This window comes from Acidovorax sp. LjRoot74 (assembly GCF_964254355.1).
Taxonomy (GTDB): Bacteria; Pseudomonadota; Gammaproteobacteria; order Burkholderiales; family Burkholderiaceae_C; genus Acidovorax.
On the sequence record NZ_CAXUTI020000001.1, the window covers coordinates 3,096,651 to 3,122,251 of the forward strand.

General features: G+C 65.0%; 23 protein-coding genes and 2 riboswitches. Of the genes, 13 read left to right on the forward strand and 10 right to left on the reverse strand.

The window, feature by feature from the left end; genetic code table 11:
• Positions 1–13 precede the first annotated feature (13 nt).
• The 7 genes from ACSQ3O_RS14500 to ACSQ3O_RS14530 form a co-directional block, all read right to left on the reverse strand.
• Complete coding sequence (locus ACSQ3O_RS14500; protein ID WP_436139399.1) at positions 14–979, reverse strand: TRAP transporter substrate-binding protein; 966 nt, start codon at positions 977–979, stop codon at positions 14–16.
• Between the two features lie 37 nt (positions 980–1,016).
• Entirely contained in the window at positions 1,017–2,315 is a 1,299-nt protein-coding gene (locus ACSQ3O_RS14505) for a TRAP transporter large permease (RefSeq protein ID WP_436139400.1), read from the reverse strand.
• 21 nt (positions 2,316–2,336) lie between these two features.
• Positions 2,337–2,846, reverse strand: a complete 510-nt coding sequence (locus ACSQ3O_RS14510) for a TRAP transporter small permease (RefSeq protein WP_094290642.1) — start codon at positions 2,844–2,846, stop codon at positions 2,337–2,339.
• Positions 2,847–2,951: 105 nt separating this feature from the next.
• Entirely contained in the window at positions 2,952–3,917 is a 966-nt protein-coding gene (locus tag ACSQ3O_RS14515; protein WP_436139401.1) for a TRAP transporter substrate-binding protein, read from the reverse strand.
• A gap of 25 nt (positions 3,918–3,942) precedes the next feature.
• On the reverse strand, positions 3,943–4,737 hold the full coding sequence (locus ACSQ3O_RS14520; protein WP_375708165.1) for a putative hydro-lyase: 795 nt from the start codon (positions 4,735–4,737) through the stop codon (positions 3,943–3,945).
• A gap of 372 nt (positions 4,738–5,109) precedes the next feature.
• A complete protein-coding gene (locus ACSQ3O_RS14525) occupies positions 5,110–6,021 on the reverse strand; it encodes a LysR family transcriptional regulator (RefSeq protein WP_137748971.1) in 912 nt (303 codons plus the stop codon).
• A gap of 101 nt (positions 6,022–6,122) precedes the next feature.
• Complete coding sequence (locus ACSQ3O_RS14530) at positions 6,123–6,581, reverse strand: Lrp/AsnC family transcriptional regulator (RefSeq protein ID WP_298207511.1); 459 nt, start codon at positions 6,579–6,581, stop codon at positions 6,123–6,125.
• 429 nt (positions 6,582–7,010) lie between these two features.
• Here ACSQ3O_RS14530 and ACSQ3O_RS14535 point away from each other — a divergent pair, with 429 nt between their 5' ends.
• The 7 genes from ACSQ3O_RS14535 to ACSQ3O_RS14565 all read left to right on the forward strand — a co-directional run bounded on the left by ACSQ3O_RS14535 (position 7,011) and on the right by ACSQ3O_RS14565 (position 15,496).
• Entirely contained in the window at positions 7,011–7,982 is a 972-nt protein-coding gene (locus ACSQ3O_RS14535) for a TRAP transporter substrate-binding protein (protein ID WP_137748969.1), read from the forward strand.
• A gap of 150 nt (positions 7,983–8,132) precedes the next feature.
• Positions 8,133–8,627, forward strand: a complete 495-nt coding sequence (locus ACSQ3O_RS14540; protein WP_137748968.1) for a TRAP transporter small permease — start codon at positions 8,133–8,135, stop codon at positions 8,625–8,627.
• The gene (locus ACSQ3O_RS14545; protein ID WP_436139402.1) at positions 8,624–9,901 is read left to right on the forward strand and encodes a TRAP transporter large permease; all 1,278 of its coding nucleotides are present in this window, start codon (positions 8,624–8,626) and stop codon (positions 9,899–9,901) included. Before ACSQ3O_RS14540 ends, ACSQ3O_RS14545 begins: the two co-directional genes overlap by 4 nt.
• Before the next feature lie 17 nt (positions 9,902–9,918).
• Positions 9,919–10,008, forward strand: a riboswitch (glycine riboswitch).
• A 21-nt stretch (positions 10,009–10,029) separates the two neighbouring features.
• Positions 10,030–10,161, forward strand: a riboswitch (glycine riboswitch).
• Positions 10,162–10,211: 50 nt separating this feature from the next.
• Positions 10,212–11,354 (forward strand): glycine cleavage system aminomethyltransferase GcvT, encoded by a 1,143-nt coding sequence (gene gcvT, locus ACSQ3O_RS14550; protein WP_436139403.1) that lies wholly within the window; start codon positions 10,212–10,214, stop codon positions 11,352–11,354.
• Positions 11,355–11,440: 86 nt separating this feature from the next.
• Positions 11,441–11,815: a glycine cleavage system protein GcvH gene (gene gcvH / locus ACSQ3O_RS14555; RefSeq protein ID WP_137748965.1), complete on the forward strand. Its 375-nt coding sequence runs from the start codon at positions 11,441–11,443 to the stop codon at positions 11,813–11,815.
• Between the two features lie 142 nt (positions 11,816–11,957).
• A complete protein-coding gene (gcvP, locus tag ACSQ3O_RS14560; RefSeq protein ID WP_436139404.1) occupies positions 11,958–14,870 on the forward strand; it encodes an aminomethyl-transferring glycine dehydrogenase in 2,913 nt (970 codons plus the stop codon).
• 14 nt (positions 14,871–14,884) lie between these two features.
• A complete protein-coding gene (locus ACSQ3O_RS14565; RefSeq protein WP_436139405.1) occupies positions 14,885–15,496 on the forward strand; it encodes a Crp/Fnr family transcriptional regulator in 612 nt (203 codons plus the stop codon).
• Positions 15,497–15,505: 9 nt separating this feature from the next.
• Here ACSQ3O_RS14565 and ACSQ3O_RS14570 read toward each other — a convergent pair whose 3' ends face one another.
• Together ACSQ3O_RS14570 and soxC are read right to left on the reverse strand one after the other, a co-directional pair.
• Entirely contained in the window at positions 15,506–16,162 is a 657-nt protein-coding gene (locus tag ACSQ3O_RS14570) for a c-type cytochrome (protein WP_436139406.1), read from the reverse strand.
• A complete protein-coding gene (gene soxC, locus ACSQ3O_RS14575; protein WP_436139407.1) occupies positions 16,155–17,408 on the reverse strand; it encodes a sulfite dehydrogenase in 1,254 nt (417 codons plus the stop codon). Before soxC ends, ACSQ3O_RS14570 begins: the two co-directional genes overlap by 8 nt.
• 185 nt (positions 17,409–17,593) lie before the next feature.
• On the opposite strand from soxC, the gene ACSQ3O_RS14580 reads away from it, so the two are divergent.
• The 4 genes from ACSQ3O_RS14580 to ACSQ3O_RS14595 all read left to right on the forward strand — a co-directional run bounded on the left by ACSQ3O_RS14580 (position 17,594) and on the right by ACSQ3O_RS14595 (position 21,740).
• Positions 17,594–18,007: an FKBP-type peptidyl-prolyl cis-trans isomerase gene (locus ACSQ3O_RS14580; protein WP_436139408.1), complete on the forward strand. Its 414-nt coding sequence runs from the start codon at positions 17,594–17,596 to the stop codon at positions 18,005–18,007.
• Positions 18,008–18,011: 4 nt separating this feature from the next.
• Positions 18,012–19,055: a MerR family transcriptional regulator gene (locus tag ACSQ3O_RS14585; RefSeq protein ID WP_436139409.1), complete on the forward strand. Its 1,044-nt coding sequence runs from the start codon at positions 18,012–18,014 to the stop codon at positions 19,053–19,055.
• A gap of 80 nt (positions 19,056–19,135) precedes the next feature.
• On the forward strand, positions 19,136–20,410 hold the full coding sequence (locus tag ACSQ3O_RS14590; protein ID WP_436139410.1) for an acyltransferase family protein: 1,275 nt from the start codon (positions 19,136–19,138) through the stop codon (positions 20,408–20,410).
• Entirely contained in the window at positions 20,400–21,740 is a 1,341-nt protein-coding gene (locus tag ACSQ3O_RS14595; RefSeq protein ID WP_436139411.1) for an MFS transporter, read from the forward strand. Before ACSQ3O_RS14590 ends, ACSQ3O_RS14595 begins: the two co-directional genes overlap by 11 nt.
• A 63-nt stretch (positions 21,741–21,803) precedes the next feature.
• On the opposite strand, the gene ACSQ3O_RS14600 is transcribed toward ACSQ3O_RS14595, so the two are convergent.
• Positions 21,804–22,460, reverse strand: a complete 657-nt coding sequence (locus ACSQ3O_RS14600) for an NAD(P)H-dependent oxidoreductase (RefSeq protein ID WP_436139412.1) — start codon at positions 22,458–22,460, stop codon at positions 21,804–21,806.
• Between the two features lie 253 nt (positions 22,461–22,713).
• On the opposite strand from ACSQ3O_RS14600, the gene ACSQ3O_RS14605 reads away from it, so the two are divergent.
• Complete coding sequence (locus ACSQ3O_RS14605) at positions 22,714–24,924, forward strand: PAS domain-containing hybrid sensor histidine kinase/response regulator (RefSeq protein ID WP_436139413.1); 2,211 nt, start codon at positions 22,714–22,716, stop codon at positions 24,922–24,924.
• Complete coding sequence (locus ACSQ3O_RS14610; protein ID WP_436139414.1) at positions 24,911–25,573, forward strand: RluA family pseudouridine synthase; 663 nt, start codon at positions 24,911–24,913, stop codon at positions 25,571–25,573. The genes ACSQ3O_RS14605 and ACSQ3O_RS14610 overlap by 14 nt, the downstream gene beginning before the upstream one ends.
• Positions 25,574–25,601 lie beyond the last annotated feature (28 nt).

The following is a 25,601-nucleotide window of genomic DNA, read 5'->3' on the forward strand; positions in this document are numbered from 1 at the left end:
ACTGGTTAACGGACTAACGTTGAAAGTAGTAGGGAATGAAAATCTTGTTGGCCTCATTGCCAACCGACTGCACCCATTCCCGGGAAAAGCGTTCACCCAGGCGCTTGAGTTCGGTGTCCAGCTCGGCGGATGCGCGTTCGACCTTGATGCCCTTGCGCTGCAACTCGCCCACCGACTCTTCGGCCACGGCCGCGCTCAGGGCCCAGCCGCGCGTTTCAGCCTCGGCAGCGGCCTGGGTCACGGCCTGGCGTGCCGGGGGCGGCAGTGCATCAAAGGCCTGCTGGTTCACAAAAACGATGTTCTTGGGAAACCAGGCATTGATGCTGTAGTACTGCTTGATCTGGCCCCAGACCTGGTTCTCCACCCCGGTCAGGGCGGAGGTGATCATGGAATCGAGCTTGCCCGCCGACAGCGCCTTGTTGACCTCGACCATGGGCACATCCACCGGGGCGGCGCCCAGCAGCTCGGCAATGCGCACCGTAGCCGGGTTGTAGGTGCGCATGCGCGTGCCCTTGAAATCGGCCGAGGAGCGCACGGGCGCGATGGAGAACAGCCCCTGCGGCGGCCAGGGCACGGCATACAAGGCCTTGAGGCCCTTGGCCGCAAAGTGCACGTCGATCAGCGGGCGCTGCAAATCCCACAGGCGGCGCGCATCGGCATAGCTGCGCACCACAAAGGGCACCGCATCGGCCCCGGCAATGGGCATGGCCTGCACCAGGCTGGTCATGATGGTCTCGCCTGCCTGGGCTTTTCCGTCCTGCACGGCCTGGGGGATCTCGCCCAGCTTGAACAGCGTGTTGTTGGCATGGACCTCGATGCGCAACGCCCCGCCCGAGGCGCGCTCCACGTCTTGCGCAAACTGCACCACATTGCGGGTGTGGAAGGACTCTGCGCGGTAGCCCGTGGCCAGTTTCCACTGGGTTTGGGCGTGCAGCACCGGGGCCACGGCAAGCGCGGCCAGCAACACAACGGTTTTCATGGGGACTCCTGTGCAGGCTGGGTCGCAGTGCGGTGGATCAGCCCTGCATCTGGCGCGGCAGCCAGAGCACCACGTCGGGCACGAAGTAAGTCATGATGACCGCGACGATCATCAGGGCAAACAAGGGCAGCGCGGTGCGGGCGATCCAGGTGACTTCGCGGCGCGTCATGCCCTGCAGAACGAACAGGTTGAAGCCCACGGGCGGCGTGATCTGTGCCATCTCCACCACCAGTACGATGAAGATGCCGAACCACACCAGGTCAAAGCCCGCAGCCTCCACCGTGGGCAGCAGCACGGCAATGGTCAGCACCACCATGGAGATGCCATCCAGAAAGCAGCCCAGCATGATGAAGAACACGATGAGCAGCAGCATCAGCGCAAACGGCGACAGGTGCAGCGCGCCGATGAACTCGGCCAGATGCCGTGGCAGGCCGATGAAACCCATGGCCAGCGTGAGGAAGGCTGCGCCCGCCAGGATGAGGCCGATCATGCAATACACGCGGCAGGCCGCCACCAGGCCTTCCTTAAAGCAGGCCCAGTTGAGCGAGCCCTCGATCTTGGCCAGGATCAGCGACCCGGCCACGCCCAGCGCGGCGGCCTCGGTGGCCGTGGCGATGCCGCTGTAGATGGCGCCCAGCACCACCACGATGAGCGACACCACGGGGATCAGGTGGCGCGAGGCGTAGAGCTTCTGTGCAAAACTCAGCCGGGCATCAGGCGCGGGTACCTTGTCCTTGTTGAACAGTGCCCACACGATGATGTAGCCCATGAACAGTGCCGCCAGCAGCAGACCTGGAATCACGCCCGCCAGGAAGAGTTTGGAGATCGACACATTGGCCGCCACGCCATAGACGATCATGATGATCGACGGCGGAATGAGCAGGCCCAGCGTGCCCGCCCCAGCCAGGGTGCCCACCGAGATGTCTTCGGGGTAGCCGCGCTGCTTGAGTTCGGGCAGCGTGATCTTGCCAATGGTGGCGCAGGTGGCGGCCGACGAACCCGAGATGGCGGCAAAGATGGTGCAGCCCACCACGTTCACATGCAGCAGGCGGCCCGGCAAGCGCTCCAGCCACGGGGCCAGGCCCTTGAACATGCTGCTCGACAGCTTGCTGCGGAACAGGATCTCGCCCATCCACAGGAACAGCGGCAAGGCCGTGAGCGTCCAGCTGGAGGTAGATCCCCAGATGGTCAGCATCATGCTGTCGCCCACGGGGCGGTTGGTAAAAAGCTCCATGCCGACCAGGGCCACTGCCAGCAGTGACAGGCCGATCCACAGGCCCGAGCCGAGCACTGCGAACAGCACCACGATCAGGCCCAACGCGATGATGACGTCCATGATGGTGTCTCCGGGTTCGGTTTATTCGGAACGCGCCGATTCGGACACGGCCATGAAGGCCACACCCTGAAAGCGCAGGACAAGGGCATGGGCAAACGACAGCGCAAAGCCGATGCAGCCCATGGCCATGCTGATCTGCGGGATCCACAGCGGCGAGGCGTCGGCTGCGGGCGAGATGTCGTGCGTGATGTACGAGATCCAGACCGAGCGCACGGCATACCAGGCGATGTAGAGCGTGAGCACGAGCGCCGCACTCAGGCAGAACCATTCGAAGGCCGAGCGCAGGCGCGCTGGCAGGCGGTCCAGCACCAGCGTCACGCGGATGTGGTCGCCGTTTTGCAGCGTGCTGGGCAAGGCGAAGAACAGCGCAGCGGCGATGGCGTAGCCTGCGTACGCATCAAGCCCGTCGATGTTCAGGTGGATGACTTCACGGGCAAACACGCCCAGCGTGACGGCGGCGAACGCGGCCAGCATGGAGATGCCGGACAGCAGCATCAGCAGCCTGTAGAAATTTCGGACGAGTTTGTCCATGGCGTACTCCGGTAACGCTTGAAAAATGAAAAGGGAGTGGCTGGAAACGGGGCAGCACGCACTCAGGTGCTGCCCGGCCCCCTGGCGGGGCCTGGAGCGCGGCGCTTACTTCTTGCGGTAGGCGTCGATGATGGCCTGGCCCTCGGCACCGGCCGACTTCACCCAGTCAGCCGTCATCGATTCACCAATGCTGGCCAGCTCCTTCTTGATGCCGTCGCTGGGCTCGGCCACCGTCATGCCTTTGGCAGTCAGCTCCTTGATGAACTCCTTGTCCACCCGCTCGCTGGTGGCCCAGCCGCGCGCCTCGGCATCGGCCGCAGCCTTCAGCACAGCGTCCTGCAAGGGCTTGTCGAGCGCATCAAAGGCCTTCTGGTTGACCACCGTGGCGTTGCGCGGCAACCAGGCGCTGACGGGGTAGAAATACTTGACCTGCTCATACAGCTTGGACTCCACGCCGCTGGCGCTCGACGTCAAGAAGTTCTGCACGGTGTTGGTAGCCAGGGCCTGGCCCAGTTCGGACAGCTGGATCGTGACGGGCTGGGCCTTGAGCAGCTGCGCGATGCGTGTGGTGGCCGGGTTATAGGCGCGCATCTTGGTGCCTGCGAAGTCTGCAGGCGTGCTCACAGGCTTGAGGGAATACAGCGACTGGCCGGGCCATGGCACGCTGAACAGCACTTTCACCCCCTGCGATGCCAGCAGCTTCTCTTGCGCAGGCTTTGCAGCCAGGTACAGGCGCTTGGAGTCTGCGTAGCTCGTCGCCAGGAAGGGGATGGAATCCACACCAAACAGCGGGTTCTCGTTGGAGGCACCCGAAAGGATGAACTCGGCCGACGGCACCTGCCCGGTCTGCACGGCACGCTTGATCTCATTGGCCTTGTACAGCGAACCACCAGGGTGCAAGGTGATCTTGAGCTTGCCGCCCGTGAGCTTGTCCACATCGGTGGCGAACTGCTGCACGTTTTGCGTCTGGAAGCTGTTAGCACCGTAGCCGGTGGGCAGATCCCACTTGACCTGGGCCTGGGCCGCGCACACGCTGAGAGCGGCCGTCATACACAGTGCAAATTTTTTCATGGTGAGACTCCTGGGGGTAAGCCGCTTAGAAGCTGGCGAGTTGGTGGTTAAGAAGATCAGTGACCAGCATGCAACCCGGTGCGTGGGTGATGCAGAACGCCGGTTGGGCGTTGAGGATGGCGGACTGCGGCGTGACCCCACAGGCCCAGAACACAGGGATTTCGTCGGGCAGCAGCGCCACGGCATCGCCGTAGTCGGGTTGGGCAATGTCGGCAATGCCGATGAGTGCCGGGTCGCCGATGTGCACCGGGGCGCCATGCACGTTGGGGAAACGCGAAGTGACCTGCACGGCGCGGATCACATCGGCAGCAGGCATGGGCCGCATGGACACCACCATGGCGCCGCCAAAGGGCCCGGCGGCTTCGGTGGCGATGTTGGTGCGGTACATGGCCACGTTCTTGCCCTCGTTGATGTGGCGCAGGCTGATGCCGGCTTCTTGCAACGCCGACTCGAACGAGAACGAGCAGCCGAGTACAAAGGTCACGAGGTCGGCGCGCCAGAGGTCGGTGATGTCGGCCACCTCTTGCGCCAGCTCGCCGTGGCGCCAGACGCGGTACTGGGGCACATCGCTGCGGATGTCGATGCCCTGCCCCAGCGAAGGTAGCGTGACCTGGCCGGGCTCACTCACGGCCAACACTGGGCAGGGCTTGGGGTTGCGCTGGCAAAAGCGCAGAAAGTCACCCGCCTGCACCTCGGGCAGGATCACCAGGTTGCCCTGCACCCGCCCGTGTGCCAGACCACTGGTGTGCGACGACCAGGCCCCTTGCCGGATGACGCTGCGCACGTGGCCGGGGTTGTTGATTCCCTCGGCGCCAAACACTGCCAGCGCTTTGTCTTGAACTGAATCCACCGTGTTTCCTTGCATTGAGAAATGTCAATTGCATGACGTTGGGCGGATTGTGTTGGCCTGCACTGCCTGCTGGCAAATTCAAAAATTTTCTCTTAGCTCATCGATTTTTTCGATGCACTTCATTGGGGCGGAGTGAACCAGACTGGTGCCCAAGGGTTAACCCTTGGTGGCAATTTAAGGGTTAACCCGGAAAAAAAAGAGCCTCTGACGGCCGTGGAACGCGCGCGTGCTGGCCGACATGCTTTTCAATCGCTCTGTGTTGCTGCAGCGGATGCGCAATGCAGGTGCTGCGCCCATGCACTGCGCAGGTGCAGGGGCGCCTACGGTGGCACGAAAAATTGCTCAGGCGCGGGCTTTGCGCGCCTTGGGCAGTGGCGGCTGCGCGTCGATGAAGCTGAGTGCCGAGCGCACAACAGCTTCCATCGCCGGTGAGGATGGGTCTTCGTGGTAGCTCACGTGGATGGGTAGGGGGCGCAATGCCGTGTCGCAGGCCAGCGCCCGCAAGTCCGGAAAGGCCAGCAGCCGCTGCACCGCCAGCCGGGGCAGCGTGGCCACGCCAAAACCGCCCTGCACCAGCTGGACCATGGCCGAGATGGACGAGATGGTGTGCACGCAGCGCGGCTCCACCTGGGCCTGGCGCAACGTGTCGAGCAAGGACACATGGGGCTGCGAGCCGCGCTGAAAGGTCAGGATGTCGGCCCCCGCAAAGTCTTCGAGCGCGTAGCGCCGCTTGCGGTGCGTTTTGCTGTTGCCCACAAACACCATCTCCATGGGCGTGACGGCCTGGCTGCGGATGCCGTCGGCTGCCGCAGGCAGCGCGGCAAACACGGCGTCCAGCGTGCCCCGGCGGATCTGGTCGAGCAGCACGGGCGTGGTCTCCACTGTCAGCTCCAGCTCCAGCAAAGGATTGTCTTTGCGCAGCTGCTCCACCCACGGGATGAGCCACGAGTGCAGCACCGATTCGATGGCCCCCAGGCGGATCGACACCTCCAGCGGCCCGCCCGAGCCCATCTCGGCCTTGAGCTGGCGCTGCAGCTCCAGCATGCGTTTGGCATAGACCAGAAAACGGGCCCCTGCCACCGTGAGCTTGAAGTGCTTGTCGCGCCGGTCCAGCAGCAGCACACCCAGCTCCTCTTCGAGTGCAGCGATGCGGCTGGACATGGCCGACTGCGTGAGGAACAGCTTCTCGGCCGCACGCGTCACGCTTTTGAGGGAGGCCACCCAATAGAAGGCTTCGACAAATCGCAGGTTCATGGTAAGGGCTCCCAAGCGCATTCCGGCAAATGCAGAATGCTCCTATTTTTATAGCTTAAAGCGCTTATCCATAGCGCGGAAGCGGCCATTTTTACTCAAACTCACCCGACAAAAAGCGGCAGATCCGCCTTCTTGAGCGTGCGCAGCACAAAGCTGGAGCGGCTGTGGCGTATGCCTTTGATCTTGTAGAGCTTCTCACGCAACAGGCGCTCGTAGTCGCGCGTGTCTTTCACCACGATGCGCAGCAGGTAGTCGTAGTCGCCCGACACCAGGTGGGCCTCGATCACTTCGGGGATGCTGGCCAGCGTCTCGCCAAATTTTTCGAGCGTGTTGTCCGAGTGGCTGTCGAGCGTGACCTGCACCAGCACGGTGTCCGCCAGGTCCAGCGACTGCGGGTTGATGCGCACCGTGTAGCCCTGGATCACGCCCGCTTCTTCCATCTTTTTGATGCGGCCCCAGCAGGGCGAGGGGCTCAGACCCACGGCCTGGCCGATCTCTTGCAAGCTGGCGCGCGCGTTGCCCTGCAGCACGGCGAGAATTTTTCTATCGAGGCGATCCATCGGCCGGATTATTCACAAAAAATCTCCAGTACAGAAAATTTTTCTGCGAATGAGATGAAACCAAGCGAATTCAGCAAATTCATCTCTGCCACGCGGCGCATACTTCTTCCATCAAGGCGCTCTTACCGGAGTGCACAAATTGACAAGGCCCCGGCTGGTTACCGCCAGCACGGGGCCCTTGGCATTCCGGCCCCCATTGCTAGCACCCATCGGCCGCCATGCAGACTGCGTGCAAACATCTGCCAACCCGGCATCAGGGGTGTCGCCAACGCAACTGCAAGCGCCCTGCCGCCCAGTTGATAAGCACGCTTACCAGCACAAACCCGGATGCCTGCGGTCATGCTGCACCGCCATAATTTCAGCGAGGTCGGGGGCAGCTCCGCAAGGGTGCCAAACGCGCCCCCTGACCCACCATCAACAGGAGACACCATGCAATTGACCAAACTCGTCGTTGGACTGAGCCTCGCGCTCGGCTTTATGGCCACCGCTGGCGCGCAAACCACCATGCGCATCAGCATCTCGACGGCCCAGAATTCCCACCAGGGGGTTGCCATCGACACGTTTGCCAAGGAAGTCGAAAAGCGCACCAGCGGCCGCTACAAGGTCCAGACCTTCTACAACGGTGCCCTGGGCGGCGAGCGCGAGTCGATTGAAGCCGTGCAGCTGGGCACGCAAGAGCTGGCTTTCAGCTCCACGGGGCCCATCCCCAACTTTGTGCCTGAAACCAAGATCCTGGACGTGCCCTTCCTGTTCCGCGACAAGGCGCATGCCCGTGCTGTGCTGGACGGCCCCATCGGCCAGGAGATGCTGACCAAGTTCGACAGCAAGGGCTTCAAGGCCCTGGCATGGGCCGAAAACGGCTTTCGCCACATGACCAACAGCAAGCGCTCGGTCAACACGCCCGAAGACCTCAAGGGCCTGAAGATGCGCACGATGGAAAACCCCGTGCACATCGCTGCCTACAAGGGCTTTGGCATCATCACCACGCCCATGGCCTTCCCCGAAGTGTTTACCGCCCTGCAGCAAGGCACCGTGGACGGCCAGGAGAACCCGCTGCCCGTGATCATCTCGGCCAAGTTCGACCAAGTGCAAAAGCACCTGACGCTGACCGGCCACGTGTACTCGCCCGCCATCTTTGTGATGAACAAGGGCTCGTTCGACAAGCTCACGGCCGCCGACAAGCAGGCCTTCATCGAGGCCGCCAAAGAAGGCACCAAGGCCAACCGCGCCCGCGTGGACGAGGACGACGCCAAGGGTGTGGCTGACCTGCGTGCCAAGGGCATGACGGTGGTGGACAACCCCGACAAGTCCAAGTTTGTGGCGGCCCTGGCCCCCGTGAATGCCGAGTTCGAAAAGCAGTTCGGCAAGGCCACGCTCGACAAGATCCGCGACGTCAAGTGATGCGCGCGCTACTATCTTTGTAGTAGCAACCAACGCCCGTAGCCATTGCGCTATCGGGCGTTTTTATTCTTACCCCGTGTTTCCTTCCTGCGTTCCTACCGTGTTGTCCTACCTGTCGATTCAACAACTGCCCATGGTCGGCGCCGCCCCATGAAAAATGCTTTTCTCACTTTTGAGCGATGGACCACCTTCATCGCCATGCTAGGGGCCTGCACCATGCTGGCCCTGTCTGCCTCGCTGGGCATGTTCCAGATCCTCATGCGCTTTGTGCTGGAACAGCCCGCCGAATGGACTGAAGTGCTGATCCGTTTCAGCCTGATCTGGATGGTGTTCCTCGCCATCCCCGCAGCCTTCCGCCAGGGGGCAATGGTGAGCGTGGACGTGCTGTACCGCTGGAGCCGCCCTGCCATGCGGCGGGTGCTGGACTGGGTGGTGGCGCTGGCAGCGCTGGCGCTGATCGGGATTGTCATCTGGTACGGCTGGGACTACGCCCAGCGCGGCGGCGTGCAAAGCATGGCCGGGCTGGAGTCGGTCTCGATGTTCTGGGCCTACCTGGCCATGCCCGTGGGCGGCGTCTTTTGCGCCGTGGGCATCATCGGCAACCTGATCGACCCCTTGCGCATGGAACTGGAGACCGCCCAATGAGCGCCGTGATGATTTCCACGATGGTGCTGTGCTTCGCGCTCACCATCTCGGTGGCTGTATCGATTGGTCTTGCATCCATCCTCGGCATCCAGGCGTCCAACGCCAATATGCTGATCTCGGTGAAGGAGATGTTCGCCTCGATCAACAAGTTTCCGCTGGCGGCCATCCCCTTCTTCATCCTCGCGGGCAACCTGATGGAGACCGGCGGCATCTCGCGCCGCCTGGTGGAATTTGCCAAGAGCATTGTGGGGGGCGTGCAGGGGGGCCTGCCCATGACCTGCGTGCTGACCTGCATGATCTTTGCGGCGGTGTCCGGCTCATCGGTGGCCACCACGTTTGCGATTGGCGCCATCCTGATTCCGGCGCTCATCAAGCATGGCTACCCCACCAGCTACGCAGCCGCGCTGCAGGCCACCAGTGCCGAGCTGGGCGTGATCATCCCGCCCTCCATCCCGATGATTCTGTATGGCGTGAGTGCCGAGGTGTCGATTGGCGAGCTGTTCATTGCGGGCTTTGGCCCGGGCCTGCTGATCAGCGGTGCACTGATGCTCTTCGTATGGGCGTACTGCAAGTACAAGGGCTGGGGCAAGAACGATGGCGATGGCCGCCTGTCCTTTGGCAAGGCCACGCTGCAGGCGGGCTGGGCGCTGCTGATGCCCGTCATCATCCTGGGCGGCATCTATGGCGGTGTGTTCACCCCCACCGAGGCATCGGCCGTGGCCGTGTTCTATGCGCTGATCGTGGGCGTGGTGATCTACCGCGAGATCAAGCTCAAAGACCTGTACGCCATCCTGCGCAAATCGGCCATCTCGTCGGCGGTGATCATGTTCATCATCGCCAATGCGGGGCTGTTTGCGTTCCTCATCACCCGCGCCGGGGTGCCCGATGCCATCGGCCGCTGGCTGGAGGCGGTGTTGCAATCCCCCGCCCTGTTCCTGCTGGGCGTGAACGCGGCGCTGTTCGTGATCGGCATGTTCATTGAGACCAGCGCCGCCATCATCGTGCTGGCCCCCATCCTGGCGCCCGTGGCCATGCACTTCGGCATCGACCCGGTGCACTTCGGGCTGATCATGGTGGTGAATCTGGCCTTGGGCATGATCACGCCGCCCTTTGGCGTGAACCTGTTTGCGGCCTGCACGGTGGCCAAGATTTCGTTGGACCGGATCATCAAACACTTACTGCCTTTTGTGGGTGTGATCCTGGTGTGCCTGCTGGTCATCACCTATGTGCCATCGATTTCTCTGGCCTTGCGCGACCTGGTCTATGCCAAGTAGGCGTTAGAATCCCGCCCGTCAGGAGAGAGTGCTCCGCCCACCCAACCGGGCGTGCAGCACCGCCGAAGGCGCAGGCAGCAGCCGAACGCTCAGGCAAAAGGACTGGCAACCGCCCGCAGTGATGCGGGCGTTCCCTTGCTGGAGAGAGGTGGCCCCACAGAAAAGAAACTGTGTGCAGGCCATCCACCGAAGGAGCAAACCGCACGGCCAGCCAGGGCGTTGCGGTGAATCTCTCAGGTAAAGCGGACAGCAGGGCAAATCCCGTAGTCACCTTGGTGGCTGCGGCCCCCATTTGCCCCGGAGTTCCGCCATGTCCGCCACCGCCCCCCTGCTCACCACGCCCCTGAACGCCCTGCACATTGAGCTAGGCGCCCGAATGGTGCCTTTTGCCGGCTACTCCATGCCCGTGCAGTACCCCGCAGGCCTGATGGCCGAGCATGTACACACCCGCACCGCTGCGGGCCTGTTTGACGTGTCGCACATGGGCCAGCTCAAGCTCATCGGTGCCGATGCCGCTGCGGCGTTTGAGACCCTGATGCCCGTGGACGTGATCGACCTGCCCGTGGGCAAGCAGCGCTACGGCCTGCTGCTGACCGACGAAGGCACGGTCATCGACGATTTGATGTTCTTCAACCAGGGCGTGGTGAATGGTGAACCCACGCTGTTCGTCATCGTGAACGGCGCCTGCAAGGTGGGCGACATTGCCCATATAGAGGCCCGCATCGGCCAGCGCTGCACCGTGGCGCCCATGCCCGACCACGCCCTGCTTGCCCTGCAGGGCCCACAGGCCGTCACCGCCCTCGCCCGCCTTGCGCCCGGCGTGGAAAAGCTGGTGTTCATGACCGGTGGCGCGTTCAGCATCGCGGGCTGCGACTGCTTTGTGACCCGCAGCGGCTACACCGGCGAAGACGGCTTCGAAATCTCCGTGCCCGCCGCGCAGGCCGAGACGCTCGCCCGCGCCCTGCTGGCCCAGCCCGAGGTCAAGCCCATCGGCCTGGGCGCCCGCAACTCGCTGCGCCTGGAAGCCGGCCTGTGCCTGTATGGCAACGACATCGACACCACCACCACGCCCCCCGAAGCCGCGCTGAACTGGGCCATCCAGAAGGTGCGCCGCACCGGTGGCGCCCGCGCAGGTGGTTTCCCTGGCGCAGACAAGGTGCTGGCCCAGATCGACAACCCCGCCACCCTGCCCCGCAAGCGCGTAGGTCTGGTCGCGCTGGAGCGTGTGCCTGTGCGCGAGCACACCGAGCTGCAAAACACCGATGGCCAGAAGATTGGCGAAGTGACCAGTGGCCTGCTGGGCCCCACGGTGAACGAACCCGTGGCCATGGGCTATGTGGCGCCCGCCTTTGCCGCCATCGGCACGCGCGTGAACGCCATCGTGCGCGGCAAGGCCGTGCCGATGGAAGTGCGCGCCATGCCTTTCACGCCCGCCAACTACTTTCGCGGCTGATTTCGCAGGTGGCTGCACACCAACGCGGCCCGCGCCCGCTACATTGCTGATTCCTTTATTTATCCCCTTGCTTGAGGAGCTTCCCCATGACCGTCAAATTTTCCAAAGAACACGAATGGATCAACACCGCCGACACGGCCGCTGCCGTGGTGGGCATCACCGTGCACGCACAGGATGCGCTGGGCGATGTGGTGTTTGTGGACCTGCCCGAGGTCGGTGCCACGTTCAACCAAGGTGACGTGGCGGGTGTGGTCGAGTCCGTGAAGGCTGCTGCCGATGTCTACATGCCCGTCACCGGCGAGATCGTCGAAGTGAACGAAGCCCTGCGCGCCGACCCCTCGCTGGCCAACAGCGACCCGCTGAACGCTGGCTGGTTCTTCAAGGTCAAGCTGGCCGATGTCGCCCAGCTCGACGCCCTGATGGACGAAACCGCCTACAGCGCATTTGCGGCCAACGCCTGAAGGCGCTTGGCCCATTCATCTCTGGTTTCAAAAACCATAGCTGCCAGCGCTTGATTCCATTAGGTTTCAGATAAAAAACCTCTGAAACCGATAGCTAAAAAGCGCCAGCAGCTCTTTTTTCATAGCACCTCGAACGCCCGCCATGACTGCCGCCCTGCCCACCTTCTTGCCGTTGTCCGCGCTGGAAAACGCCGCTGAATTCCTGCCCCGCCACATCGGCATCGACGCAGCGGACGAAGCCCACATGCTGTCCGTGATCGGCGAGGCCTCGCGCCGCGCGCTCATCGACTCCATCGTGCCGCGCTCCATCGCACGCAGCCGCGCCATGGACTTGCCAGCAGCCACCACTGAGGCATCGGCACTGGCCGAGCTCAAGGCCATCGCGGGCAAGAACAAGGTGCTCAAGAGCTTCATCGGCCAGGGCTACTACGGCACACACACGCCGGGCGTCATCCTGCGCAACATCCTGGAGAACCCCGCCTGGTACACCGCCTACACGCCCTACCAGGCCGAAATCTCGCAGGGCCGCATGGAAGCGCTGGTCAACTTCCAGACCATGGTGTGCGACCTGACCGGCATGCCGATTGCCAATGCATCGATGCTGGACGAGGCCACCGCCGCTGCCGAAGCCATGACCCTGGCCAAACGCTCGGTCAAGAGCAAGAGCAACGTGTTTGTGGTGGCGGGCGACGCGCACCCGCAGACCATTGAAGTGATCCAGACACGCGCCAAGCCCCTGGGCCTGGAAGTGCGCCTGGCCAATTCGGCCGAAGAATGGAACAGCCTGCTGGCGGGTGACTACTTTGCCGTGCTGGCCCAATACCCCGCCACCAGCGGGCGCATTGACGACCTGCGCGCCGACGTGGAAAAAGCCCACGCCAAGCAGGCCGCCTTCATCGTGGCGGCCGACCTGCTGGCCCTCACGCTCATCACCCCGCCCGGCGAACAAGGCGCAGACATTGTGGTGGGCACCACCCAGCGTTTTGGCATGCCCATGGGCGCGGGCGGCCCGCACGCGGCCTTCATGGCCTGCCGCGACGAATACAAGCGCAGCCTGCCTGGCCGCCTGGTGGGCGTGAGCGTGGACGTGCACGGCAAGCCCGCCTACCGCCTGGCGCTGCAGACGCGCGAACAGCACATCCGCCGCGAAAAAGCCACCTCCAATATCTGCACGGCCCAGGTGCTGCCCGCCGTGATCGCCAGCATGTACGCCGTCTACCACGGCCCCGAGGGCCTTGCGCGCATTGCCCAGCGCGTGGCCAGCTACACCGCCATCCTGGCCCTGGGGCTGCAACAACTGGGCGCCCCCGTGCGCGAACAAGCCACGTTCGACACGCTGGTGCTGAAAACCGATAACGCTACAAAATCAATAGCTGCAAAGGCAATACAGTCAGGCGCAAACCTGCGTATTTACTTCGAAAACTACCTGTGCATCTCGCTCGACGAGACCACCACCCGTGCTGACATCGAGCTGCTGTGGAAGATCTTTGCCAAGGACGGCCAGGCGTTGCCCACGTTTGACGCGTTTGAGAACGGCATCGAGCCCCTGATCCCCACCGCGCTGCGCCGCACCAGCCAGTACCTCACGCACCCGGTGTTCAATACCCACCACAGCGAAACCGGCATGCTGCGATACATCCGCCAGCTGTCCGACAAGGACCTGGCGCTGGACCGCAGCATGATCCCGCTGGGCTCGTGCACCATGAAGCTCAACGCCACCAGCGAGATGATCCCCATCACCTGGCCGGAGTTTGCCCACATGCACCCCTTTGCCCCGGCCGACCAGCAGCAGGGCTACAAGGAGCTGGACGAGCAACTGCGCGCCTGGCTGTGCGAGGCCACGGGCTATGCGGGCATCAGCCTGCAACCCAACGCGGGCAGCCAGGGCGAATACGCGGGCCTGCTGGCCATCAAGGCGTATCACGAGTCGCGTGGCGAAGGCCACCGCAACATCTGCCTGATCCCCAGCAGCGCGCACGGCACCAACCCCGCCAGCGCACAGATGGTGGGCATGCAGGTGGTGGTGACGGCCTGCGACGCCAGCGGCAACGTGGACCTGGCCGATCTGCAGGCCAAGTGCGAGCAGCACAGCGGCAACATCGCCTGCGTGATGATCACCTACCCCAGCACGCACGGCGTGTTCGAGACCCAGGTGAAGGAACTGTGCGCCCTGGTGCACAGCCACGGCGGCCGCGTGTATGTGGACGGCGCCAACATGAACGCCCTGGTGGGTGTGGCCGCCCCCGGCGAGTTTGGCGGCGACGTGAGCCACCTGAACCTGCACAAGACCTTCTGCATCCCCCACGGCGGTGGCGGCCCCGGCGTGGGCCCGGTGTGTGTGGTCGCGGACCTCGTGCCCTTCCTGCCCGGTTTGCCTGGCCAGGATGACCAGCCGAAGAGCCCTACCAACGGCAAGGTGGGCCCCGTGAGCGCCGCCCCCCTGGGCAACGCCGCCGTGCTGCCCATCAGCTGGATGTACATCCGCATGATGGGCGCCGACGGCCTGCAAGCGGCCACCGAAACCGCCATCCTCAGCGCCAACTACATCAGCGCGCGCCTCAAGGACCACTACCCCACGCTGTACGCGAGCGAGAACGGCCATGTGGCGCACGAGTGCATCCTGGACTTGCGCGGCTTGAAGGACACCAGCGGCGTGATGGCCGAGGACGTGGCCAAGCGCCTCATCGACTACGGCTTCCACGCGCCTACGCTGAGCTTCCCGGTGCCCAACACGCTGATGGTGGAGCCCACCGAGAGCGAAACGCTGTTCGAGATCGACCGTTTCATCGACGCCATGATTGCCATCCGCGAAGAGATCCGCCAGATCGAAGCGGGCAAGCTGCCGCAGGACAACAACCCGCTGAAGAACGCGCCCCACACGGCGGAGAACCTTCTCACCGGCGAATGGGCCCGCCCCTACAGCCGCGAAGCGGCTGCCTACCCCGTGGCAGCCCTGCGCCAGGCCAAGTATTGGTCGCCCGTGGGCCGCGTGGACAACGTGTGGGGCGACCGCAACCTGAGCTGCAGTTGCATCCCGGTGTCGGACTACGCCTGACGGGGCGCAGCGCTGTGACCGCCTCGCCCAGCGTCTGCAACGTCTGCGAACCGCCCGCGCTGGAGGCGCTCGTCCAGACGGAGCCCGGTCTGGCTGCACTGTGGCAAGCGCTGCCCCGCCGCCAGTTCAGCGCCGGTGCGCTGCTGCAGCGTGCCGGAGAAACCAGCACACACTGCTGGCACCTGCGCAGCGGCGTGGTGCGGCTGTTCTACCTGAACGAACAAGGTACCGAGCGCAACCGCTCGTTCCACGGCGCGGGCAAATGGGTGGCGGGCAGCCTGCCGCCGCTCGCGCTACGCAGCCCCTACGCCATTGAGGCACTGGCGCCCGTGGACGCAGTGGAGTTGGACTATTCCACCTTGCAGGACTGGATGGGAGCCTTTCCGTACATCGCCCCCCCGCTGCAAGAAGCCCTGGGCTACGTCTTCCAGTCGCACGCCCGGCGCGAGGCCGAACTGCTCAGCCATCCGCCAGAGACGCGCTACCAGGCGTTCCTGGCTTCGCACGCAGAGTTGGCCAGCCAGTTGCCCCAGCACCATGTGGCCAGCTACCTGGGCATCTCGCCGGTGTCGCTCTCCCGCATCCGAGCCCGGCTGGGCATGCTGGATGCAGCACGCGGCGGATGAAACCGCCGTTCACCGCCCCAGCGGCCAGGCGCTGACCGTGCGGTCCCGCCCCGGCATCACCACCTGGGGCAGGCTTTCCTTGTTCATTACCGCACTGGCGCTGACCAGCCCATTCAAATGCAGCAGATGCGCGGTCACGGCATATACCTCGTCATCGGTCAGGCTCTTGGGCGCATGCATCGGCATACCCCGGCGAACGTAGTCGAACACCGTGGTGGCATACGGCCACATCGCCCCCACCGACAGCACCTGCAAAGGGTACTGGCGCACACGCAAAGGCCGCAACAGGTCGTTCCAGGCGATGAAGCCATCCGACCCCACGAGGCGGGAGGCCGGCCCCTCCATGCCCTGCGCGCCGTGGCACGCCGCGCAGTGCCGCGCGTAGAGCTGCGCGCCCTGTGCCGCGCTGCCTTGGCCCGGCGGCAAATTGCGACCATCGGGAAAGATGGTGATGGAGTAGCGCGCAACCTCCTCGGAAGACAGTGGCTGCGCCAGACCAATGACGGCCGGCGGGGCCGCAGGTGCCATGCTGGGCGCGGGTTGCGTCTGCGCCTGGCTGGCGACCCCGGCGTACAGCAGCAGTCCGGCCGCGGCGAACATCCCTCCGCCCCACCGCAAGGTGGCCATCCTCGTGAAAAGGCGGTGATGGAACAGGCGCTCACGCATACAGGTTCTCCACGCGCCCATCGGCCTGCACGCGCCAGGCCTGCATCGCGTTGTAGTGGTTGAAGGAATGCATGGCGTAGCGCCGCTTCCACTCGCTGCGCAGCGGCTGCGTGCGACCATGCTCATCGGTGGCCCGGCTCAACAGGTCGGCACGGCGTCCATTCCACTTCCAGGGCAGCGTGAAGCGCGTGAACGCGCGGTCCAGCACAGGCCCATGCAGCTGCGCTGCCGTCCAGGTGCGGCCGCCGTCCACCGACACATCCACCCGGGCAATGCGGCCGTAGCCGGACCAGGCCAACCCGGCGATCTCGTAGAAGCCCTGGGTTTCGGGCATCGTCTGCTGGCCCGAGGGGTGGGTGATGACGGATTTCACGTCCATGTGGAAGGCAAAGCGTTCGATGCGACCGTCGGCCAGTACCTGGGTGTACAGGCCCGATTCGTCCTTGGTGTAGGCCGGCGCGTCGGTCACCTCCAGCCGGTGCAGCCATTTGATGTTGACGTTGCCTTCCCAGCCGGGCATGAACAGGCGCATGGGGTAGCCCTGCGAGGGCCGCAGCCGCTCACCGTTCTGGTACAGCGCCACCATGCCATGCTTCAGCAGCGCTTTGAGCGGAAGGCTTCGGCTGTGCGATCCGCCATCGGCCCCCTCAGCCACCACCCAGCGGGCGCTGTCCTTCAGCCCCGCCTCGTTCAGCAGGTACGCCAGCGGCACTCCCGTCCATTCTGAGCACGACACCTCGCCTGCGAGTTCGCCCAGGGTCTGGTCCAACGCTGTGGGCGACAGCGCATTGGCTGCCGAGTTGCCTGCGCATTCCAGAAAATGCACGCGGCTGACCATCGGGTAGCGCAACAGCCGGGGCAGGTCAATGCGCAAAGGCTTGTTAACCAAACCGTGCAGCCGCAGTTCGTGCCGACCAGGGTCGATGTCGGGCACCCCGTTGTGGTGCACGGCAAAGTGCAGCCCGCTCGGGGTGATGATGCCGCGCTGGTGCTGCAGCGGCGTGCGCCACCCCGCAAAACCCGAGACGTGCGACACCGAGCGCTGCACGGCCGCCTCGTAGGCCGACGGCTGCCCATAGGGCACATCGGCACCGCCAGCCCGCGCCATGCTCTGCGGCAGCCGCGCGGCCAGGGGTTCTTGCGAGGATGGCGCTGGCTGTGCGGCTGCCGCGCCACTGCCGACTGCCAAAGCGCCCAAAAAAGCCCTGCGTGCCCACAGTCCGCCAGGGCCGTCATGTGATTGCATCCGTCTATCTCCGCGAATGAAAACGGCACCCATCGGCCGCGGCGCCAGTGTGGTGGCGTGCGGCGCCGCGCGCATTAACGCTTGTTAACGCGGCCTCCTGCGTCCGAACCCCCTTACACTGGCGCGCCACTGGCCCCACGTCCCTGGTGCCAGCCCGTCCCCTTCGTTGAATTCAAAGGAACCCCGTGCGCATCTCCCCCGCCCTCCTCGTCGTTGGCCTGCTGGCTGCTCCGTTTACCGCTGCACATGCGCAGACCTCCAAGCCCGTCACCACCGCCAGCGGCCTGGTCTACGAATCCCTCAAGGACGGCACGGGCGAATCGCCCAAGGCCACCGACACGGTCAAGGTGCACTACAAGGGCGTGTTCCTCGACGGCAAGGAGTTCGACAGCTCCTACAAGCGTGGCGAACCGACCTCGTTCCCGCTCAATGGCGTGATCCCTTGCTGGACCGAAGGCGTGCAGCGCATGAAGCCAGGCGGCAAGGCCAAGCTGACCTGCCCACCCTCCATCGCCTACGGCGCTCGGGGAGCAGGTGGCGTGATTCCACCCAACGCTACGCTGAACTTTGAAGTCGAGCTGATTTCCGTCGGCCGTTGATCCCATGTTGCTGAAGGTCGGTGACCTCGCGCGGCGCACTGGCCTCACGGTGCGCACGCTGCACCACTACGACGAGATCGGCCTGCTCACGCCCTCGGGCCGCTCGGAGGCGGGTTACCGGCTCTACAGCCAGGCCGATGTGCAGCGCCTGCACGGCATCCAGACCATGCGCCAGATGGGGTTGGCGCTCAGCGACATCGGCGATCTGCTGGCCGGCGAAGGCATGGCACCCGAGCGCATCATTGCCCAGCAAATTCGGGCACTGGACCAGCAGATTGCGCAGGCTACCGAACTGCGCGGGCGCCTGACCATTCTGCGCGATGGCCTGATGGCCGGGGCAGAGCCCAACATGGGCAACTGGCTCGAAGCACTGGCGCTGATGACCACCTATGGCAAGTACTTCAGCACCACCGAGCTCAAGCAGATCTTCACCAACTGGAGCCTGATCGAGGCGGACTGGCTTGTGGTCAAGGACCTGGTGCGCGATGCCATGGACCGGCAGCTGCCACCCGAAGCGCCCGAGGTCCAGGCACTGGCCTACCGCTGGATGGCGCTCATGCTGCACTGGATGGGCGGCGACCTCGACCTGCTGGAGCGCTGGGGCCACATGTTCCGCACCGAGCCCAGCACCCAGGGCCGCAACCACGCGCCACCGGGCGACATGATCGAGTACGTGGAGACAGCAATCAAGCTGCGCCTTGCCCTGCTGGAGAAGTACCTGACCCGCGACGACCTGCGCATGCTGGGCCATGTGCCGCACACCGCGTGGGCGGCGCTGGAGCGCGACGTACAGCAATTGCTGACCCGCCAAATCCCCACCGACCACGCCGAAGCAGCGGCGGCTGCACTGCACTGGAACAAGCTGTTTGACCAGCTGACGCGCGGCGATGCGCCACTGCGGCAGAAGCTGCTCACGGCGTCGGCCAACGAGCCACTGCTGCAGGCAGGCTCGCCCCTGAGTGCCCCCGTACGCGCCTACCTGCATGCGGCGCTGGCGCTAGCGATGCCAAGCCCTGCTGTGGCTGTAGCCATCTCTGCGCACCGCTGAAACGGTCTCGCACCGCCTCCAAAAAAACCACTGAAAAGCGCTTGACCCTCACGCGACGTGAGGCACCACAGTTGGTCCCCATGAACGGATCGACGCCCTCCCCCGCCCCCTCCACCCGGCGGCTACACGCCCTGGACAACCTGCGTGCCACCATGATGTGGCTGGGCATCGTGCTGCATGTCTCGGTCCTCTACATGAGCCGGCCATCGCCCCTGCCCTGGCACGACGACCAATCCAGTCCTCTGGCCGACCTGCTGGTGGCGGTGATCCATGCCTTCCGCATGCCCTTGTTTTTTATCCTCGCAGGGTTCTTTGTGGCGGCGCTGGTCCAACGGCACGGGCTGGCTGGCATGGTGCGCAACCGGCTGCGTCGCCTGGGACTGCCCTTTGCGCTGTTCTGGCCGCCGCTGTTCGTCGCCTGCGCGCTGCTCGGGCTGATGTTCCTGCACCGCATGGCCTATGGAACCTGGGGCGTGGACCGCAGTCTGCTGCCCCAAGGCCCCAACGTGCCCCAGGGCCCGGCCACCATGCACCTGTGGTTCTTGTGGATGCTGTTGTGGCTGGCGCTGCTGACGCCCGTGGCATGGACAGCGGTGCGTGCCTTGCCGCACAAGATGCAGCAGGCCCTGCAACGCGGAGCCCTCTGGATGGGTGGCACCCCGGCGGGCCTGCTGGTGCTCACGCTGCCGCTGGCCTGGATTGGCGCGGGCTACGACCATGGCATCGTCACGCCCAGTGGGTCCTTCCTGCCGCCGCTGGCGGAATGGATACACAACGGGCTGTTCTACGGCTTTGGGCTATGCCTGTATGCGCACCGCAAGGCGCTGATGGCACGCTACGAACGGCACTGGCCTGCGCTGGCGGGCCTGGGGCTTGCGGGATTCCTGATCACTGCGCTGCTGTCAGAAGTGCTGGCCCAGCCGGAGGCATCGGCCTTTGCACTGGTGCTGGTCACCGGGGCGTTCACCGACCTGCTGGCCGCGCCCGTGTCTGCCACCCGGCACCTGCAGTTCTGGATGGCGCTGGCCTACAACAGCGCGTCGTGGCTGTGGAGCTTTGCGCTGATCGGGCTTTTTCTGCGCCATGTGGGCCAGCCCCGCGCCTGGCTGGCCTACCTGGCCGACAGCTCGTACTGGGTGTACCTCGTGCACCTGCCACTCACGATCGGCCTGGGTGCGCTGCTGTATGGCCTGTCCATTCCGGCCCTGGCCAAGATGCTGATCAACGTGCTGGCCACGACGGCACTGTGCCTGGCCAGCTACCACCTGTTTGTGCGTTTTACCGCTGTGGGCCGCTTGCTCACGGGGCGCACGCACGCCCGTCATTCTTTGGGAGACCTCATCCATGCGACCTGACACCTCACCCCGTCCTGCCCACCCACCCGCAGACCCGCGCGCCACGCTGCTGCAGGACCGCAACTTCCGCTGGATGCTTGGCGGCTCGGCCTTGTCCATGCTGGGCGACCAGTTCACCCTGATTGCCCTGCCCTGGCTGGTGCTGCAGATGACCGGCGACACGCTGGTGCTGGGCACCGTACTGGCCCTCGTCAGCGTGCCACGTGCGCTGTTCATCCTGATCGGCGGCGCACTGGTAGACCGGCATTCGCCCAAGCAGGTGCTGATGATCACCAAATACATCAACCTGGTGCTGCTGGCCGTGCTGGCGGGGCTGGTGTTTGCGGGCACGCTCACGCTGTGGATGGTGTATGCGCTGTCGCTGGGCATTGGCCTGGCCACCGCCTTCAGCATTCCGGCCGGCACGGCCATGATGCCGCACGTGGTGGAACGATCGCAGCTGCAGGCCGCCAATGGCATCAGCCTGGGCCTGCGGCAGTTGACGATGTTCCTCGGCCCTTTGCTGGCAGGGCTGCTGATCGCGCTGTTTGGCACGGGCGAGGCCCCTGGCACTGTGGCCGCTGAAACACCCACTCGCGCCAACGCTTTCGGCATTGGCCTGGCCTTTGCACTCGACGCGCTGAGTTTTGCCGTGTCGGCCTGGACGCTGTCCAAGGTGCAAACCCATGCCAGCCATGCAGCTCCCGCAGCCGCACCCCAGGCAGTGCTGGCGTCGGTGGCCCAGGGACTGGTGCATTTCTGGCGCGACAGCGAGCTGCGCACCTGCTTTCTCTACTGGAGTGCGATCGCACTGTTCATCATGGGCCCCATCCACATAGCGATCCCGGTGCTGGCCAGCAGCACGCCCGCGCTGGGGGCGGCGGCTTTCGGCATCATCGTGGGCGCCCACGGTGCGGGCACGCTGCTGGGCATGGTGGTGTCAGGCATGGTGCCCCGGCTGCGTTTTGGCAGCCTGGGGATGACCATCCTGGCATTTGACGTGGTCATCGGCGCGCTGTTCATGCCCATGGGCCTGATCACCGCCGTGTGGCAGGGGGCAGCGCTGATGCTGCTCATCGGCCTGCTGGGCGGCTTCATGCAAGTGAGCGTGTTCACCTGGATACAGCAGCGTGTGCCCCCGGCGCTGCTGGGCCGGGCAATGAGCCTGTTCATGTTCATCTTCATGGGCCTGGCGCCCATCTCGGCCGCTGTGACCGGCTGGGTGATGAAGAGCATCACGCTCACCCAGCTGTTTGCGGCCAGCGGTGGCACGCTGGTGGTGCTGGCAGCACTGGCCTTTGTGCTGACACCCATGCGCCACGTGACGGATGCGGCGCCCGCCACACGCTGATACTCCACACGCAAAAAAGGCTGGACCACTGTCCAGCCTTTTTTGTGCTTGAGGAGAAGAGCCTCAGACTTCGGTAACGAACTGCTCGCGGGGGCGGCGCACCTTCTTCAGGTTCACCAGCCAGTCGCCTTCGTCGGCACGGTAGCCCAGCGGCAAGATGGCAACGCTGCGCAGGCCACGAGCCCGCAGGCCCAGGATTTCATCGAGCGCGTTGGGATCGAAACCTTCCATGGGCGTCGAGTCCACTTCTTCAAACGCCGCAGCGATCAGGGCTGCGCTCATGCCGATGTAGGCCTGGCGGGCGGCGTGCTGGAAGTTCACTTCGGCATCGCGCTGGGGGTAGCTGTTCAGCAGCATCTGGCGGTAGTTTTCCCAACCTTCGTTCTTGAAGCCACGCTGGTCGTTGGTCATGTCGAACATCATGTTGATGCGGTCAGCCGTGTAGTTGTCCCAGGCAGCGAACACCAGCAGGTGCGAGCCGTCGGTGATCTGGGCCTGGTTCCAGGCGATAGGCTGGATCTTGGCGCGCACGGTGGGGTCGGTCACCACAATGATCTCGAACGGCTGCAGGCCGCTGGAGGTGGGGGCCAGGCGTGCGGCTTCGAGAATGCGCTCCACCTTGTCCTGCGGAACCTTCTTGGCGGGGTTCATCTTCTTGGCGGCGTAGCGCCATTGCAGCTTGTTCAGCAGGGGTTGGGCGAGGGTGGTGTCTGTGGTCATGGCAGGGTCCTGAAAGAATGTGTGGATCGAGGGATGTATCGATGGTTGAACTGTAGGCACCCCACAACGGTTCGGTAAGCCCTGCCAAAGAAACGGATTGTTCGCGATTCATCAACAATCGACCTCCATCCACGTTGCAACTGCGCTTTAACGCTGCAGTCGCCATCGCATGGCGTCAGATGGGCGGGCGTACACTTACTTGAGAAAGCCTGGGCGAGCGCCCGGGCACGCACCCGGCTGACCGCGCCCCTCCATGAGTGAACCCGACCTGTCTTTTCTGGACCCTGCAGGCCGCCAGCCCGCAACTGCAGAACACATGCCCCGCCAGCCTGCCAGCCCACCCCGCACGCCCGGCGCTCCGGCCGAGGGCCTGGTGGCTGAGTTGCGCGCCTACCAGGCCGAGCTAGAAAACCAGAACAAGGTGCTGCGCTACAGCCAGACCGTGGCCGAGAGCGCCTACGAACGCTTCGAGACTCTGTTTGCCAGCGTGCCGCTGGCCCTCATGGTGGTGGACGACCACGACATGGTGGTGCAGGCCAACTCCATGGCGCACCGCTCTTTCCAGCCCACGGAGCGCGACCGGCCACTGACCGCGCTGATGCCTTTTGTGTGCCCGCAAGACGCCGCCCGCGTGCGCGAGGCCTTTGCCCAGGCGCAGGACCTGGGGCACAGCGAGGTCAAGGAGGTTGTCTTCACCATCAGCGACACCACGCGCATCACCGGCGACCTGCACATCGCCCACATCGAGGCACCGCAGACCAGCGGCCCGCCGCTGTCGCAGTTCTTGTGCGCCGTGATCGACCAGGGCCCACTGCTGGCCGAGCGCCAGGCGCTGCAGCACAGCGCAGAGACCCTGCAGCAGCGCAACGAGCAGATCCGCGCCAGCGAAAAGCGGCTGGAGGCCGTCATCAACTCCGCGCTGGACGCCATCATCTGCGTGGACCAGCACCAGCGCATCACCGTGTTCAACCCCACAGCCGCCGCGCTGTTCCAGTGCAGCGCCAGCGATGCGCTGGGCAGCACGCTCGACCGCTTCCTGCCTGACGCGGCGCAGGCCCTCGCGTTTGCACAGCTCACCACGCAGGCCCTGCTGGGCGAGATGACCGCGCTGACCGCCAGCGGCAAGGAGCTGGCGGTGGAGGTGAGCGTGTCGTTCGAGCGCCATGCCGACGGGGAAACCACCACCGTGTTTGCCCGCGACCTCACCGGCCGCAAGAAGGCCGAGGCGCACCGCAACGAACTGGAAGCCCAGCTGCGCGAATCGCACAAGATGCAGGCCGTGGGCACCATGGCCGGGGGCATTGCGCACGACTTCAACAACATCCTGGGTGCGATCCTGGGCAACGTGGAGCTGGCCAAGGCCGACTGCGCCGCAGGCTCGCCCGTGCTGGAAAGTCTGCTGGAGATCGACAAGGCCGGCCGCCGCGCGCGCGACCTGGTGCGCCAGATCCTCACCTTCAGCCGCAACGAGCCCCCGCAGCGTTCGGCGGTGTCGCTGGCCGAGGTGGTGCACGACACCGAACGCCTGCTGCGCGTGACCCTGCCCCCTGCCATCGAGCTGCACATGCAGCTGCAGGCGGGCCTGCCGCCCGTGCTGGCCGATGCCACGCAGGTCGAGCAGGCACTGCTCAACCTGTGCACCAACGCCGTCCATGCCATCCAGGGCCAGGGCGCAGAGCGCGGCAGCATTCATGTGGAGGCTGCCACCGTGCAGCCCGACCAGCGCCTCTCCGAACGCCTGGGGCTGGCCCCCATCGACTACGTCGCGCTGACGGTGCGTGACACCGGCCCCGGCATGGATGCCGCCACCCTGGAGCGCATCTTTGAGCCCTTCTTCACCACCAAGCCCGTGGGCCAGGGCACAGGCCTGGGCCTGGCCGTGGTGCATGGCGTGATGCGCACCCACGAAGGCGGTGTGGACGTGCAGAGCACGCCCGGCCAGGGCAGTCGGTTCACGCTTTACTTTCCGGTGGCGACCAGTGCCACAACCGCTGCGCCAGCCAACTCGGCGCCGCAGACACAGCCCCTAGCCACGGAGGCCGCAGCGCCCGCACCTGCGGCACCGTCCAGCTCCACACCCGCCAAGAAGCACCATGTGATGTACGTAGACGACGACCAGGCGCTGGTCTTTCTGGTGCAGCGCCTGCTGCGCCGCCGGGGCTACGAGGTGAGCGGCTTCACCGACCCCCACGAGGCCACGGCAGCATTGCGCGCGGCGCCCCAGCGCTACGACCTGCTGGTCACCGACTACAACATGCCCGGCTTTTGCGGCGTGGACCTGGTGCGCGAGGCCCGCCTCATCCGCCCCGACCTGCCCGTGGCCCTGGCCTCGGGCTACGTCACGGCCGAGATCGAACAGGCCGCGCTGGCCGAAGGCGCCCAGGCCCTGATCCATAAACCCAACGACGTGGAAGAACTCTGCGCCACCGTGCAACGGCTGATCGTGGGCAATGACCCTGCCTGAACCCGTGGCAGATGGCGTACTGGCGCTGTACGAAGACGACGACCTGCTGGTGCTGTGCAAACCCTCGGGCCTGCTGTGCGTACCCGGCCGGGGGCCCGACAAGCAGGACTGCCTGAGCGCCCGCGCGCAACAGCGCTGGCCCGGCGCGCTGATCGTGCACCGGCTGGACCAGGCCACCTCGGGCCTGGTGCTCATGGCGCGCCACATCGACGCGCAGCGCCGCCTGAGCCATGCCTTTGCCGAGCGCCAGGTGCACAAGCGCTACCAGGCGGTGGTGCACGGCCTGCTGGGCGCGGCAGACCCGGGCTGGAACGAGATTGACCTGCCCATCGCCGCCGACTGGGAGCGCCGTCCGCTGCGTGTCATCGATCAAACCCTGGGCAAGCCCAGCCAGACCCGCTGGCGCCTGCTGAGCCAGGATGGCACCACATGCACCTCGCGCGTCGAACTGGAGCCCGTGACGGGCCGCACCCACCAGCTGCGCGTGCACCTGGCCGCCCTGGGCCACCCCATCCTGGGCGACATGCTGTATGCCGACGAAGCGGCCCAGCAAAAAGCGCCCCGGCTGCTGCTGCACGCCTGCGTGCTGGAGTTTGCGCACCCCCGGCACGGGGCCGCGTGCAGTTTCGAATCCGCGCCGGATTTCTGACGCCACACACGGCAGCTGCCAGCCCAGC